This is a genomic window from Kitasatospora sp. NPDC018619 (assembly GCF_044391605.1).
Taxonomy (GTDB): Bacteria; Actinomycetota; Actinomycetes; order Streptomycetales; family Streptomycetaceae; genus Kitasatospora.
Map to the genome: position 1 here is coordinate 1 of NZ_JBISAI010000037.1, position 14,348 is coordinate 14,348.

Consider the following 14,348-nt stretch of genomic DNA (forward strand, 5'->3'; position numbering starts at 1 on the left):
ACTTTTGGCACGCTGTTGAGTTCTCAAGGAACGGACGCTTCCTTCGCGCCGCCTTCCGGCAGGCCCTCCGGGCTTCGTTCTTTCGTGTCTCCAGCTTATCAGATGTTTTCCGCTCCGTTTCCGGGGCTTCGTTCATCCAACTCGCCGGTGTCTTCCGGGGTTTGACGCCCCGTCCGACGTTCCAAACTCTAGCCGATCCCCGCTCCGAAAAGCGAATCCAGCCGCAATCCGATAAAACGAGCACGCCGAATAAGCACCAGGCCGCGCCGCGGAAAAGCGAAACGACCGGCACGAACCGGAAGTGGTGTTTCAGGGGATTGGCCGCCCCGGGACCGTCCGCGCAGATGCGTGTCCGGTGCTCCCTGTCGAGCGACTAGAAAACACTACCCCTGTCCGGTGCCGAAGGCAAATCCGTCCCTGGGACGGTGCGGGTGCAGAGCGCCCGGCCGGGCTTCACGTACTCGCCGTTGGGGTGGTCGTTGCCGGTGACCCAGCGGCGGGCGGTGGCCTCGTCGCGCCCGCCGTCGCGGTGCCGCCGGAGCAGGCGCTCCGCGCGGAGCTCGTCGTCGGTGTGCACGTACCAGAGCTCGTGCAGCAGTCGACGGGCATCGGGCCAGGGGGTCTCGACGGAGGCGAGGTAGTTGCCCTCGGTGACGACCAGCCGGGTGTGCGGGTGGACCACGTGGCGGGCGGCGACGGGTTCGTCCAGGCCGCGGTCGAAGTCCGGGACGTAGATGTCCTGGAAGCGGTCCCCGGCGATGCGGCGCAGCAGGGCGACGTAGCCGTGGGCGTCGAAGGTCGCCGGAGCGCCCTTGCGGTGGGTCAGGCCGAGGCGGTCGAGCTGGGCGCCGGAGAGGTGGAACCCGTCGAGCGGGACGTAGGCGGCGGAGCCTGGGCCCTCCGCGCGCTCGACCTCGGCGACCAGGTGGCGGGCCAGGGTGGACTTGCCGGCGCCGGGCGGGCCGGCAAGTCCGAGGATCGTGCGGGCGTTGCTGCCCAGGCCGCGGAGGAAGCCGAGGGCAAGGGCGGTGAGGCGGTCCTCGTTCATGGCCGCACCTTACTCAGCTCCGCCCGGCACTCGGCTCCCTCGGCACTCGGCGCGCTCCGACGCGCAGCGCGCCCCGACACCCAGCTCCCCTCGTCACCGGCTCCCCCGACGCCCCCGTCCCGGGGCCGGCCCGGCTCAGCGGTCGGCGAGGGCGGGCAGGTCCAGGGTGAGGGTGCCGGCGTCGGCGTCGAGCTGGGCGGGAACGCCGAGCGGGACGGTGAGGGTGGAGGGGCAGTGGCCGAAGCCCAGTTCCCCGAGCACGGGGACGCCGAGCCCGCCGAGCCGGTCGAGCATCACGTCCCGGACCCGTTCGGGTCGTCCGCAGCCCTCCCAGGAACCGAGGGCCAGGCCGGCCACGCCGTCGAGGGCGCCGGAGCGCAGGAGCTGGGTCAGCAGCCGGTCGAGCTGGTAGGGGTGCTCGTTCACGTCCTCCAGCAGCAGGATGGCGCCCTGGTACGAGGGGCGGGCGGCGGGCGTGCCGCGCTCGGCGGTGAGGACGTGGAGGCAGCCGCCCGCCGTGACGCCACGGGCCCGGCCGGGGACGAGCGGCCCCGCGGTGGGTGAGGTGAGCCGGGTGACGGCGGCGGGGTCGAAGAGGGTGCGGCGCAGGTGTTCGGCGGTCGGGCCGTCGGAGACGAAGGAGGCCCCGGCGGCCAGCGGTCCGTACAGGGTGGCGAGGCCGAGCCGCCGGGCGAAGGCCTCGTGCAGGGAGCTGACGTCGCTGAAACCGATGAAGGGCTTGGGAGCGGCGGCGCGCATCGCGGTCCAGTCGAGCAGGTCGACGATGCGGTGCACGCCGTACCCGCCGCGGGCGCAGATGACGGCGTCGACGGTGGGGTCGAGCCACGCGCTCCGGAGGTCGGCGGCACGGTCGGCGTCGGTGCCGGCCAGGTAGCCGAGGGAGGGGTGGGTGTCGAGGACGTGCGGGGCGACCGTGACGCGCAGGCCCCAGGAGCGGAGGATCGCGCACCCGGCGGCGAGGCGTTCGGCGTCGACGGGACCACTGGGGGCGACGACGGCGATGTGGTCCCCGGGGCGCAGGTGCGGCGGGCGGGTCAGCGCCTGGCCGGGTGTGGTCGGGTGCCGGTCCATGGGCCGGGCCACCTTTCGGACGCGGGGGGGTGGGGTACGGGCGGTCGCGTGCCGTGGCCGCGACCGCCCGCTGACGGTATGCCCCGTGTCGACCGGCCGATGTCGGGCGATCGCCGTGAGCGCTCTTCAGATCGCCGCCCCCATCACCTCCCGCACTTCGGCGAGGGTGGCGTCGGCGACGGCATTGGCCCGCTCGGCGCCGTCGCGCAGGACCTGGCGCAGGTGGCCCCGGTCGGCGGCGAGCTCGGCGCGGCGGGCGCGCATCGGGCGGAGGAACTCGTTGACGGAGTCGGTCACGGTGCGCTTGAGGGCGGCGGCGCCGCCGTCGCCGATCTCCTCGGCGACGGCCTCGGGCGCGCGGTCCTGGCAGAGCGCGGCGAGCAGGACGAGGCTGGAGACTTCGGGCCGGTTGACGGGGTCGTAGCCGATCCGGCGGTCGGCGTCGGTCCGGGCGCCGCGGATGATCCGGGCGGTCTCGTCCTCGCTGGCGCCGAGGGCGACACCGTTGCCCCGGCTCTTGCTCATCTTGCCGCCGTCCGTGCCGAGCAGCATCGGGGCTTCGGAGAGCAGGGCCTGCGGACGGGGGAAGACGGCACCGCCGTCGGCCTGCGGGTAGCGCTCGTTGAAGCGGCGGGCGACGGTGCGGGCGACTTCGAGGTGGGGCAGCTGGTCCTGGCCGACCGGGACCAGGTCGGCCTTGCAGAAGAGGATGTCGGCGGCCTGGTGGACGGGGTAGGTGAACATCAGCCCGCTGACCGCCGACTGCCGGGAGTGGGCGATCTCGTCCTTGACGGTGGGGTTGCGGCGCAGTTCGGCGACGCTGACCAGGCTGAGGAAGGGGAGCAGCAGCTGGTTGAGGGCGGGGACGGCGCTGTGCGGGAAGATCGTCGCCCGCTCGGGGTCGAGGCCGGCGGCGAGGTAGTCGAGGACGAGGCCCTCGGTGTGCTCGGCGAGCCGGTCGGCGAGGTCGCGGTCGGTGATGACCTGGTAGTCGGCGACCACGACGAACATCTCGACGCCCTGCTCCTGGAGCCGGACCCGGTTGCGCAGGGTGCCGAAGTAGTGGCCGAGGTGGAGCGGTCCGGTGGGGCGGTCCCCGGTGAGCACGCGGTGGGCGGTCGGGTCGTCGAGCGGCGCGGACGGGACGGGCGTCGGTGCGGCGTCAGCCACGGCGGTGGCGGTGACGGTGGTGGTAGCGGCGGTGTTCAAGGTCTCTCCTCGGGGCGGTCGGTGGCGGCCGTCCGGGGCGAGGAGCCCGTCCTACGGAGAAACGCAGCAGGGCCGTCCGATCCCGGACGGCCCTGCTCAGGCGAGTGCTGGTGGCCGTCCTAGGACGGCCACCAGCACAGGCCCACGAAGCTCTTCATGCGCCCACAGTAGCGGCGTCAGTCCTCGACGACCAGCGCCGGGGTGTCCTTGCGCAGCGTCTCGCCGCGGAAGAACTCCGGCCGGATGAACCCGTACCAGGTCATCAGCCCGGCGCCGAGCAGCAGGATGCCGACGCCGATCACGAAGACCGAGCCGATGCCGAAGAGCGAACCGCTGCCGTAGTCGGGGTTCCAGGCGTCGGTGAGGGTCTGGAGGAAGACCGCGGTGAGCAGCACGCCGCCGAGGAGCGGGGCGATGCCCTTGAGCAGCAGGTCGCGGGCACCGGTGCGCAGCGAGCGGCGGAAGTACCAGACGCAGGCGAAGGCGGTCAGCGCGTAGTAGAAGCAGATCATCAGACCGAGCGCCAGGATGGTGTCCTGGACGACGTTCTCGCTGATCAGGCTCATCCCCACGTAGAAGACCGCGGTGGCGATGCCCGCCGCCACGGTGGCGTAGCCGGGAGTGCGGAAGCGCGGGTGGACGGTGCCGAAGCGCGGCGGCACCGCGCGGTAGGCGCTCATCGCGAGCAGGGTGCGGGCCACCGGGATGAAGGTGGTCTGGAGGCTGGCGGCGGCGCTGGCGACGACGGCCAGGAAGAGCAGGATGCTCCACGGCGAGCCGAGCACCGGGCGGGCCAGCGCGGCGAAGACGTTGTCGGCGGTCGCGGGGTTGCCGAGGCCGTTGCCGGTGCTGCCGACGCCCGCGAACATCTGGGAGGCGATCGCGACCAGCAGGTACGAGCCGACCAGGGTGACCATGGAGATCATCGCGGCGCGGCCGGGGGTCTTGGCGCTGCCCTGCGTCTCCTCGTTCATGGTCAGGCAGGTGTCCCAGCCCCAGTACATGAAGATCGACAGCGACAGCCCGGCCGTGAACGCGCTGAACGAGCTGACCTGGAGCGGGTTGAGCCAGGAGAAGGAGAAGCCGATCGAGTCGGGAAGGTCACCCGAGACGGCCTTGCCGACGGCGATGGCGGAGAAGAGCAGCAGCACGGCCAGCTGGAGGCCGACCAGGCTGTACTGGAACCACTTGGTGGCGGTCATCCCCCGGTAGCTCATCGCGGTGGCGCCGGCGATCAGCAGGACCACCGTGAGCAGGTGGACGGCCTTGTTCTGGTCCAGTTCGGCGACCCAACTGCTGCCGGTCATCTCCCCGAGCATCAGGTACAGGAAGTCGGTCGCGACCCCGGCCAGGTTGGACAGCACGATGATGGTCGCGACCGTCAGGCCCCAGCCGGCCATCCAGCCGACCCGGGGGCCGAAGGCCCGGACGCCCCAGGTGAAGGACGTGCCGCAGTCCGGGAAGTCCTTGTTCAGCTCCTTGTACGCGAACGCGACGAGCAGCATCGGCAGGAAGCCCGCCAGGAACACCGCGGGCATCTGGACGCCGACCGCGGTGACCGTCGGGCCGAGTGTGGCCGTCAGGCAGTAGACCGGGGCGACCGTCGAGACGCCCAGCACCACACTGCTCAACAGGCCGACGGAACCGCCCCGTAGACCCTTGTCCCCCGCTCCCCCAGCGGTCCCCTGATCTGCGGGACCTCCACCACTGATGCCACTGACCGGGGCACCCTGCGGAGCGCCGGGCGCCATTGCCCGGCCGCTGCTCGTGTGCTCTGAGAGCTGCTGATCAAACACCAGCGCACCCTAGATGCGGACCTGGAAGGTTGAGTAGACCAACCCTTGGTGATCTCAACCACGTGCTTCGATTCGTTCCTGCAGCAGCGGTCAGGGTTGCTGTAATTACGACCCATTCACCCCATGTACCTTTGTTTCAAAGGAGTTGGGCCAAGAAAATTTCTCCCTTTTGCCAAGGTTCGACCTGGTTTGCCCACCTGGCATGAACGGACGCACCCTCACCCGCTCCCCTATCGGATAGGTTTGCCTAACCTAATATCGATCGTGAAAGGAGCGTCGCGTGCCCCCCACCTCCGACGACCTGGCCCCCTTCCCCCGCACCGCCACCCGCCGCCGGTTCCTCTCCGCGGGGATCGCCGGCGGCGCGGTCCTCGGCCTCGGCGGGCTGCTCACCGCCTGCGGCAGCTCCGGCGGCGCGGGCGGTAGCGGCGGCGCGACCCCGGCCGGCGGTGGCTCCTCCCCAAACCAGAAGTCGGTCAAGCAGGGCGGCGACGACTACGCCAGCGTGATCGAGAAGATGAAGGGCTTCGGCACCGACGCCGCCCCCGGCGTCTACCCTCGCACCCTCCGGCACGCGATGGGCGAGACCGTGCTCCCCGCCAGGCCCACCCGGGTCGTGGTGCTCGACACCGGCGAGCTCGACAACGTCGTCGCCCTCGGCATCCAGCCGGTCGGCGTCGTGTACACCGACGGCTCCAAGTCCCTGCCGTCCTACCTCAAGGACAAGGCCGGCAGCCCCGCCGCCGTCGGCACCATCAACAGCCTCAACTTGGAGGCCATCGCCGCGCTCAAGCCGGACCTGATCCTCGGCAGCCAGCTGCGCGCCCAGGACCAGTACGCGCAGCTGTCGAAGATCGCGCCGACCGTCTTCTCGCTGCGCCCGGGCTACCCCTGGAAGCAGAACTTCCTGCTCAACGCGAGCGCCTTCGGCCTGGAGGCGGAGGCGAAGGCCCAGCTCGACGCGTACCAGGCGGCCGCCACGGCGATCGGCGCCAAGCTCGGCGACAAGCGGCCCACCATCACGCCGCTGCGCTTCATGCCGGGCCGCACCCGCCTCTACGCCCAGCTCTCGTTCATCGGCACCATCCTCACCGACGTGCCGCTGCCGCAGCCCGCGATCGAGCAGGTCCAGGAGCTCGCGGTCGAGGTCAGCCCGGAGCAGATCGACAAGGCGGACGCCGACTGGATCTTCTACGGCGTGTACGGCAGCCCCAGCTCGACCAACCAGGACGCGGTGCTGGGCGGCGCGCTCTGGAAGACGCTCGGTGCGGTCAAGTCCAGTCAGGCCCGGCCGGTTTCGGACGAGACCTGGTTCCTCGGGCTCGGCGTGATGGCCGCGAACGCGGTGCTTGCCGACCTCAAGGGCTTCGTCGCGCCCGGCAGTTGATCCCACCCGGCGGGGCCGGAGGGACAGGCGGCGACGGCCGGCGACGGCCCCGCGGCGGGCGGCACACGGCAGCGTTCCGGCCGTGGGCAACAGTGTTCGCCCGGCGCCGCCTTGGGCGGTCCGCGGGTGATCCGCGGGTGATCCGCGGGTGATCCGCGGGTGATTCCGCGACGGTCCCGTGACGGTCCCGCGGTGGTGTCACGGTGGTGTCGCGCACACCGCCGGGTTCGACGCTTGGAGCTGATCGCGTGGTGCGGGAGGATCGTCGGGACCGTTTCCCGAAGGGCCCGCAGATGACTTCGCTCCACCCCGCCGCAACCGACCCGTCCCTACCCGGGCCGCCCCGGGACAGCGCCGGATCCTCACCCCCGCCCGCCCTGGCCGACCTGCTCGGGACGGCCACCGCCCCGGTGTGCTCGATCGCGACCGCCGTCGAGCCCGGGGCGGCCGTACCCGGTGCCCCGGAGCCGACGGTGCGCCCGGACTCGGTGCCGCAGCCGCGCAGCCGGTACGACGCGCCGGCGCCGTCCGCCCCGACCGGGGACGACCCGACCACCGCGCGGCTGAGGGCGGCACTCGCCGGCCGGCTGCGCGCCGCACACGCCGAGGGCCGCTCCGTCGCCGAGCTGGCGGACGCGTGCCGCCGACCGGTCGCCGAGGTGCGGGCCCTGCTCGGCCTGGACGCGGAGGAAGCGGAGCACCAGGACGGGCTCGTCCGCTCCGGGCCCGCCGATCCGCCGTCGGGCGCCGGCCGCTCCGTACCGGTGCAGCGTGCGCTACGCGAGGAGCCGCGGATCCTCGGCTCCCGACGGCCGTCGCCCTCGCGACGACTGCGCCGGATGCACCCGCAGGCCGCTCAGACGGGGCAGGGGGCGACCGCACGGGAGACGGCCGCGCCCGGCCCGACCGGGACGGCCCTGCCGGGTGCCACCGGGTGGACGGACGGACGTGCCGGTACGGCGGGGGCGGGGCCGGGGGCGCAGGCGCCGTCGTCCGGAGCCGTCGCGCCCGTCGCCGGCGGCCCGGCTGCCGCTGCCCCCACCGCCATCCCCGCCTCCGCCTCCGTCGACGCCGCCGTCGACGCGCCCGGCTCCGCGACCGGCTCCGCGACCGGCTCGGCCGCAGGGGACCCACGGGCCGAACCTCCGCTCGGCATCCTGATCGGCGGCAGCCCCGGGCCTGCCGAGGCCCTCGGCCGCCCGGAGGAGCGCGCCCCGGTCCGCGTGACGGCCCAGCCGATCCGGGTCGGCCGTGGCACCTGTCTGGTGGTGCTGCCCTCCTGGCGGCCCGCCATCGCCGTCTCGGTCCCGACCGAACAGCTGCTGTCGGCGACCGGACTCGGCGTCGAGCAGCTGGCCGGCGCCCGGTTGACGGTGTTGATGAACCCCGCCGCGCTGCACGACCGGGAGCTGGAACTGCACGGCTGGGAGCCCGCTCCGGCCGGGCGCCCCCGGCGGGGCGCCCGCGCCTAGCCGGGGTCTGGCGTCAGACTCCCGACGGGCGGGGGCGCCCGGGAGCCGGGGTGTTCGGGACGTATCCGAGGTCGACGGGCTCCGGCGGCCGGCCGTCCACGGCCCAGCCCGTGCGGACCGCGGCCAGCAGTTCCGGCAGTGCGGGCGGCCAGAGCGCGTCGGCGTGCTCGTCGGCGAGGTCGGCCGCGGTCCACCAGCGCCAGTCCAGGATCCGGTCGACGGCGTGCACCGCGCTGACGTCGCCGACCGGGCCCCGGTGCGGGCCGGTGGTGAGGTAGATGTGCTCGTGCTGGCGGACCGGCGTGCCGTGCCAGGTGAAGTCGTGCTCCCAGGTGCAGAGCAGCGGGCCGGGTTCGAGGTCGCTCCAGCCCGTCTCCTCCCACAGCTCGCGCCGGGCGCCGTCCCACGGGGTCTCGCCCGGTTCCAGTCCGCCGCCCGGCATGGTCCAGTGAACGCCGACCTCGTCGTTGTCCGAACGGAGCAGGAAGACCGAACCGTTCCCGTCCAGGACCACCGTGCGGGCCGCCTGCCTCGGCCTGCGGGTGCGGGAGCGCAGCAGATGTCGCATCGGGACACTCTCGCAGCGGCCGCCGGGGACCGTCGAGCGGTTTCGGCACTCCGGTCGGGTGCTCGCGCCGGCCGGCTCGTCGTGGCGGCCGCGGGGCCGTCCGGTCCGCCGTACCCTGACGGCCATGCCCGTACCCGCGATCATCTTCCCGTCCGATCCGCTCCACCCGCGCCGACCCGACCCGCACTTCGCGTGGGAGGCCAGGACGCTGCGGGAGTTGGGCGGCGAGCACCACCTGGTCGACCACGACGAGCTGCTCGCCGGGCGGGCCGAGGAGGCCGTCCGGCGGGTGCCGCAGGGCAGCGGCCCGCTCTGGTACCGGGGTTGGATGCTGCCCTCCGCCCGGTACGCCGACTTCGCCGCGGCGCTCGCCGCCCGCGGCGGCACCCTGCTGACCAGCCCGCCCGGCTACGCGGCCGCGCACGAACTGCCCGGCTGGTACGACGTGTTCGAGGGAGCGACCCCGGCCAGTGCGTGGATCCCCTCCGACGCAGCGGTGGCCCCCGGACCGGCGGAGCTGGCGGAGGCCGCGGCCAGGCTCGGCGGGCAGGGGCCGGCGATCGTCAAGGACTACGTGAAGTCGCGCAAACACGAGTGGTACGAGGCCTGCTACGTACCAGAGTTGGCCGACCTGGCGGCCGTCGGCCGGGTGGTGGACCGGTTCGTCGAACTCCAGGGCGAGTTCCTCGCGGGTGGCGTGGTGCTGCGGCAGTACGAGGAGTTCGAGGGCGCGGGCGTCCCGGTGGAGGGCCCGGGAGGTACGGGCGGCCCGGGCGGTACGGACGGCGCGGGAGGTACGGGCGGCGCGGGAGGTACGGACGGCGCGGCCGGCGGGGCCGACGGGGGCGGGCGGGCCGCGGAGGCCCGGGTGTGGTGGCTGGACGGTCGGCCCGTCCTGGTCGGACCGCACCCGGACGCCCCGCGCCGGGCCGTCGAGCCCGACCTCGCCGACGTCCCGGCGCTGGTCCGCCGGCTCGGCTGCCGCTTCGTCACCACCGACCTCGCCAGCCGGGCGGACGGCTCCGGCTGGCGGGTGGTCGAGGTCGGGGACGGGCAGGTGAGCGACCTGCCGCGCGGGATCGACGCCTCGGGGCTGCTGGCCGCGCTGATCGCCGCCTGACGGCCCCGCGCCTGCGGGACCGTCGGGGCGGCTCGGGGTGCCGGGCGCTCTCCCGGCGGGGCGCGGACCTATCCGGCGGCGACGGCCTCGGCCGCCGGGTGGCCGTCGGCGACGAAGGCCTGCCAGAGCCGGCTGTAGGTGCCGCCGCGGGCGAGGAGTTCGGCGTGGGTGCCGTCCTCGACCACCCGGCCGTGGTCCAGCACGACCACCCGGTCGGCGCGCTCGGCGGTGGTCAGCCGGTGGGCGATGACCAGGGTGGTCCGACCGCCGCTGAGCCGGTCCGCGGCCTGGTTGACCGCCGCCTCGGTGGCGAGGTCGAGCGCCGCCGTGGCCTCGTCGAGCAGCAGGATGTCCGGGTCGACCAGCTCGGCCCTGGCCAGCGCGATCAGCTGGCGCTGGCCCGCCGAGAGGTTGCGCCCGCGGCCGGCCACCTCGTGTTCGTAGCCTCCCGGGAGCCGGACGATCATGTCGTGGGCGCCGACCGCCCGGGCCGCCGCCTCCACCTCGGCCGCCGAGGCCTCCGGCCGGCCGTAGGCGATCGCCTCGCGGACCGTGCCCGCGAAGAGGTACGCCTCCTGCGGCACCACGCCCAGGCGGTGGCGGTACTGCGCCAGGTCGTAGCGGGTGAGGTCGACCCCGTCCACCCGGACGGTGCCCTCGGTCGCGTCGTAGAACCGGGCGACCAGCTTCACCAGCGTGGACTTCCCGGCACCCGTCTCACCGACCAGCGCCACCGTCTGCCCGGCCGGGATGTGCAGGTCCACGCCGCTCAGCACGGTCGGGGCGCCGTCCGCGCCGCCGTTGTAGGCGAAGCCGACCCCCTCGAAGGAGATCTCCCCGCGCAGGCCCTTCGCCACCGGCACCGGGTCGGCCGCCTCGGCGGTCGTGGTCGGGGTGCGCAGCAGCTCCCGGATCCGGCCGAGGCCCACCGAGGCCTGCTGGTAGCCGTCGAACACCTGGGACAGCTGGTTGACCGGCGCGAAGAACAGGTCGATGTAGAGCAGGTACGCGACCAGCGCACCGACCGTCAGCGTCCCGGCGTCGACCCGGGCCGCACCGACGATCAGCACCAGCGCCGCGGCCACGCTGGAGAGGAACTGGACGAACGGGAAGTACAGCGAGATGTACAGCTGGGCCCGGACCCTCGCCTCGCGGTAGGCGATGCCGCGGGCCACGAAGCGGTCGGTGTTGGTGTCCAGGCGGCGGAAGGCCTGGACGATCCGCATGCCGGCCACGTTCTCCTGGAGGTCGGCGTTGACGGCGCTGATCAGGTCGCGGGAGCGCTCGTACTGGTCCTTGGACTTCTTGCGGAACACCAGCGTGGCGATCACCAGCAGCGGCAGGACCGCGAAGACCACCAGGGCCAGGCCCGCGTCGATGACCAGCAGGGCCGCGAAGATCCCGGCGAAGGTCAGCAGGCTGACCACGGCGGTGACCATGCCGGTCTGGAGGAAGGAGGTCAGCGAGTCCAGGTCGGTGGTCATCCGGGTCATGATCCGGCCGGTCAGCTCGCGCTCGTAGTAGTCCAGGCCGAGCCGGTTGAGGTGGGCGAAGATCTTGAGCCGGAGCGTGTAGAGGACGCGCTCGCCGGTACGGCCGCTGACCCGGTTCTCCGCGCCCTGCACCGCCCAGTCCAGCAGGACCACCACCAGGGCGGTGAGCGAGGCCACCGCGACGCCGGACATCAGGCCCTTGCGGACGCCCTCGTCGATGCCGTGCCGGATCAGCACCGGCAGTACCAGTCCGGCCGCCGCGTCCAGGGCGACGAGCAGGAGGGCGACCAGCAGCGGGACGCGGAAGGGGCGCAGCAGGCGGCGCAGGGTGAAGTCGGGGTCGCCGGCCTCGGCCTCGGCACGGGGGACGGCCGGGGTGTCGGTGGCGGGCGGGAGCGCCGCGACCTTGTCCAGGAGGTCGGGCTCGGCGGTGCCGGCGGCCTTGGCCAGGGCGGGGGTGGCCAGGGCGGGGGTGGCCTTGGCTCCGCCGCTCGCCGTCCGGCCGGGCGCCGCCGCGAAAGCGGGCTCGGGGGCGGCCGTCGGTGCGGGGGCGACCGGTACGGGGGCGGCCGGTACGGGGGCGGCTGCGGGGGCCTCCGCTCGGGAGGCTGCCGTTCCGGGGGTGGCCTGTCGGCCGGTGTGACCGGCCTCGGGGTCGGTGATCAGGGCCCGGTACTGGGGACATCGGGCTTCGAGTTCCTCGTGCGTGCCGAGGTCCAGCAGTCGGCCGCGCTCCAGGACGGCGATCCGGTCGGCGAGTTGGAGGGTCGAGCGGCGGTGGGCGATCAGCAGCGTCGTGCGGCCGGTCATCACCGAGCGCAGCGCGTCGTGGATCTCCGCCTCGATCTGCGGGTCCACCGCCGAGGTGGCGTCGTCCAGCAGCAGGATCCGGGGGTCGGTGAGGATCGCCCGGGCCAGGGCGATGCGCTGGCGCTGGCCGCCGGAGAGCGTGAGGCCCTGCTCGCCGACCTTGGTCTCGTACCCGTCCGGCAGCGCCCGCACGAACTCGTCGGCCTGCGCGGCGCGGGCGGCGGCGACCACCTGCTCGTCCGTCGCGTCCGGGCGGCCGTAGGCGATGTTGGTGCGGACCGACTCGGAGAACAGGAAGCTCTCCTCGGGGACGATGCCGACCGTCGCACGGACCGAGTCCAGGGTGAGGTCGCGCAGGTCGTGACCGTAGAGGCGGACGGTGCCGGCGGCCGGGTCGTAGAAGCGGGGCACCAGTTGGGCCACCGTCGACTTGCCGGAGCCGGAGGCGCCGACCAGGGCGAGGGTCTCGCCCGGGGCCAGCTTCAGGCTGAGGCCGTGCAGGACGGGGGCCGGGTGCTCGGGGTCGTAGCGGAACTCGACCTGGTCGAACTCCAGGGCGACGTCGGGGGTCCGCGGGCCGACGGGGGTCCGCGGGCCGGCCGGGGCTCCGGCCCGGGTGTCGGCGGGCGTACCGACCGGAGTGCCGACCGGGGTGCCGTTCTCCTGGGTGCTGCCCGCGCTCCCGTCGGGGGCCGGGTCCGGGGTGCGGGCGAGGTCCAGCGTGAGGGCGCCCGGGCGCTCCTGCACCAGCGGGCGCTCGTCGATCAGCTGCAGGACGCGCTCGACCCCGGCCCGGGCCTGCTGGCCGACGGTGATGACCATGGTCAGCATCCGCACCGGGCCGGTCATCTGGGCGACGTAGGTGGAGAAGGCGACGAAGGTCCCGAGGGTGACCCGCCCGTCGACGGCCAGCCAGCCGCCGAAGGCCAGGACGCCGACCTGGGCGAGCGCCGGGATCGCCTGCATCGCCGGGTTGTAGCGGGCGTTGAGCCGGATCGAGCGGAGCCGGGCCGCGAAGAGGTTGCGGGAGGCCGCCTCCAGCTTGTCGAGCTCCTGTGCCTCCTGGCCGAAGCCCTTGACCACGCGGACACCGCCGATGGCGCCGTCCACCACCCCCGCGACGGCGGCCGCCTCCTGCTGGGCCGCCCAGGTGGCGGGGAAGAGGCGCTTGCGGCTGAACGCCGAGACCCACCACAGCGCAGGGGCCATGACCAGGGCGATCAGGGTGAGCGGCGGGGACAGCCAGACCATCACGACCAGCGACATGACGAACATCAGCAGGTAGCCGGTCATCATCGGCAGCATCGAGAGCAGGCCGTTGACGAGCTGGAGGTCGGAGGTCGCGCGCCCGACCACCTGGCCGGTGTCCAGCCGGTCCTGGCGGTGGCCGTCGAGCCGGCCGAGCGAGCGGAACAGGTCGCTGCGCAGGTCGTGCTGGACGTCCAGGGCGAGCTGGCCGCCGTAGTAGCGGCGGACCTGGGTGCAGCCGAAGACCACGAGGGCCGCGAGCAGCAGCACCACCGCCCAGGGGGCCAGCGAACGGGTGTGGGCGACGATGACGTCGTCGATGATCAGCTTGGTGACCAGCGGCACCAGCGCGGTGACGGCCATGCCGAGGAGCGAGGCCCCGAAGGCGAGCAGCAGGCTGCGGCGGGACCGCCAGCTGTAACCGACCAGGCGGCGCAGCCAGCCGGCCGGCCCGGTCGTCCCGACGGCAGCCTGCCCGCTGTCGCCGGGGGCCGCCTGGGTCGGGCCGGGGCCCGGGGGGCCGCTCGGAGATTGCTCCACCGTGGATCCGTGAGTCTCAGGCATATTTAGGGATGCTAACCATTTCGTCGGGTGGTCGCCACGGCGTTTCCGATCCGGGCGGGTTCGGGACGGGCCCGGGCGACCCGGATCGTCCGGTCCGGCGGACTGGCCAACAGTCGGTGGCCTGCAGTGATTCCCGGCTACCACCCGTACGGCCCATCCCCCCCCCGGGTCAGCTCCAGGATCGCCGACGGGACGCGTGGCGCCCAGCGGCCGGGGGTGGGCTTCGGCGCCGTCCTTTGGGACTAGGCCCCGGGGCGGCCTGGCACAGGGGGCACCCTGGGCCGCCAGCCTGCGGAGCCTGCGAGCCCCCGGCCGTCCGGCCGTCCGGCTGTCCGGCTGTCCGGCTGTCCGGCTGTCCGGCTGTCCGGCTGTCCGGCTCAGGCTTCCGCGGATGCCGGACCGTCGACGGACAGGGCGGCCGGGTTCACGGCCACCGACTCCGGGGATGCCTCGTCCGCGGCCGTCGGACTCTCGGCCGTTGCCCGCGCGGTCGTTGCCCGCGCGGTCGTTGTCTGGGCGGTCGCTGTCTGGGCGGTCGTTG

At 73.8% G+C, this 14,348-nt stretch carries 9 protein-coding genes; 3 read left to right on the plus strand and 6 right to left on the minus strand.

What is annotated here, in order from left to right; translation table 11 throughout:
* Positions 1 to 373: 373 nt before the first annotated feature.
* The 4 genes from ACH5AR_RS33240 to ACH5AR_RS33255 form a co-directional block, all read right to left on the minus strand.
* Positions 374 to 1,048 (minus strand): nucleoside/nucleotide kinase family protein, encoded by a 675-nt coding sequence (locus ACH5AR_RS33240; RefSeq protein ID WP_396305257.1) that lies wholly within the window; start codon positions 1,046 to 1,048, stop codon positions 374 to 376.
* Positions 1,049 to 1,183: 135 nt separating this feature from the next.
* Positions 1,184 to 2,140, minus strand: a complete 957-nt coding sequence (locus ACH5AR_RS33245; protein ID WP_396305258.1) for an LD-carboxypeptidase — start codon at positions 2,138 to 2,140, stop codon at positions 1,184 to 1,186.
* A 126-nt stretch (positions 2,141 to 2,266) separates the two neighbouring features.
* Positions 2,267 to 3,310, minus strand: coding sequence for a tryptophan--tRNA ligase (gene trpS, locus ACH5AR_RS33250; protein ID WP_396305283.1), 1,044 nt, complete (start codon positions 3,308 to 3,310; stop codon positions 2,267 to 2,269).
* Between the two features lie 215 nt (positions 3,311 to 3,525).
* On the minus strand, positions 3,526 to 5,100 hold the full coding sequence (locus ACH5AR_RS33255; RefSeq protein WP_396305284.1) for an APC family permease: 1,575 nt from the start codon (positions 5,098 to 5,100) through the stop codon (positions 3,526 to 3,528).
* Between the two features lie 325 nt (positions 5,101 to 5,425).
* On the opposite strand from ACH5AR_RS33255, the gene ACH5AR_RS33260 reads away from it, so the two are divergent.
* Both ACH5AR_RS33260 and ACH5AR_RS33265 read left to right on the plus strand, forming a co-directional pair.
* Positions 5,426 to 6,532, plus strand: a complete 1,107-nt coding sequence (locus ACH5AR_RS33260) for an ABC transporter substrate-binding protein (protein WP_396305259.1) — start codon at positions 5,426 to 5,428, stop codon at positions 6,530 to 6,532.
* Between the two features lie 293 nt (positions 6,533 to 6,825).
* Positions 6,826 to 8,004 carry a hypothetical protein gene (locus tag ACH5AR_RS33265; RefSeq protein WP_396305260.1) on the plus strand — a complete coding sequence of 393 codons (1,179 nt, stop codon included), beginning with the start codon at positions 6,826 to 6,828 and terminating at the stop codon, positions 8,002 to 8,004.
* A gap of 13 nt (positions 8,005 to 8,017) precedes the next feature.
* Here the strand turns inward: ACH5AR_RS33265 and ACH5AR_RS33270 are convergent, their stop codons facing one another.
* Positions 8,018 to 8,572 carry an NUDIX hydrolase gene (locus ACH5AR_RS33270; protein WP_396305261.1) on the minus strand — a complete coding sequence of 185 codons (555 nt, stop codon included), beginning with the start codon at positions 8,570 to 8,572 and terminating at the stop codon, positions 8,018 to 8,020.
* A 124-nt stretch (positions 8,573 to 8,696) separates the two neighbouring features.
* Here ACH5AR_RS33270 and ACH5AR_RS33275 point away from each other — a divergent pair, with 124 nt between their 5' ends.
* Entirely contained in the window at positions 8,697 to 9,692 is a 996-nt protein-coding gene (locus tag ACH5AR_RS33275) for an ATP-grasp domain-containing protein (RefSeq protein ID WP_396305262.1), read from the plus strand.
* Between the two features lie 68 nt (positions 9,693 to 9,760).
* Here the strand turns inward: ACH5AR_RS33275 and ACH5AR_RS33280 are convergent, their stop codons facing one another.
* Positions 9,761 to 13,807: an ABC transporter ATP-binding protein gene (locus ACH5AR_RS33280; protein WP_396305263.1), complete on the minus strand. Its 4,047-nt coding sequence runs from the start codon at positions 13,805 to 13,807 to the stop codon at positions 9,761 to 9,763.
* Between the last annotated feature and the right edge of the window lie 541 nt (positions 13,808 to 14,348).